The organism is Neisseria sp. P0009.S007, from assembly GCF_051962515.1.
In genome coordinates this window covers 1-865 of sequence record NZ_JBQCVF010000697.1, presented here as the reverse complement: position 1 = coordinate 865, position 865 = coordinate 1, and the positions used below count along the sequence as shown (strand labels likewise).

General features: G+C 47.4%; 1 protein-coding gene. It reads left to right on the top strand.

Annotation, left to right across the window (positions count from 1 at the left end; genetic code table 11):
* On the top strand, positions 1-726 hold a 726-nt coding region (locus ACTHS3_RS15760; protein WP_440368476.1), incomplete at its 5' end, for a calcium-binding protein.
* Positions 727-865: the final 139 nt, after the last annotated feature.

Sequence of the window (865 nt, the reverse complement as noted above, 5' to 3'; positions counted from 1 at the left end):
GGTGACTCTCTGTACGGTGAAGAAGGTAAAGACTACCTGCAAGGTGGTGCCGGTAACGACTACCTGAACGGTGGTTCAGGTGCTGACATCATGCGCGGTGGCGACGGTAACGATGTTTACTTCGTTGACAATGCCAACGACCAAGTTATCGAGTACGGCAATGCACAAGCCGGTATCGATACTGTTCGTACCGTTATCGACTACACCCTGACCGATCACGTTGAAAACCTGATTTTGCAAGGTATGCAAAACCTGAACGGTACCGGTAACTCTTTGAACAACAACATCGAAGGTAACGGCGGCAACAACCATCTGTACGGTTTGGCCGGCGACGACTGTCTGGTTGGTAAAGACGGTAACGACTACCTCGACGGCGGTGTCGGCAACGACATCCTGATCGGCGGTACCGGTAACGACACTTACTTCTTCGACAAAGGTTACGGTCATGACACCATCCGTGAAGAAAGTGGTAATGACACCCTGTTGTTCGGTAAAGGCGTTGCAGCTTCCGACGTATTGCTGAGCAAATCTGGTGCTAACCTGACTGTTTCTGTCGGTACTAACGACAGCATCACCATCGATGACTGGTTCACCGGAAACGATCACAAAGTTGAAAACTTCAAGTTTGCTGACGGTAGCACTTACCAAGTAACCGGTCACGGCGACTACTACTCTTTGTCTGCTGTGAACCAAATCCAAGATCAGACTCAAGCTTCTGTAATCTGATAGGATGGTGATTTTCAGGGTTCTTCTCTGAAATCAACGGATAAGGCCGTCTGAAACCAAAATATAAGGTTTCAGACGGCCTTTATTTTGTAAACAATCTTACGAAAGATGCCAAATTTGGCTAAAATACCAAAATATT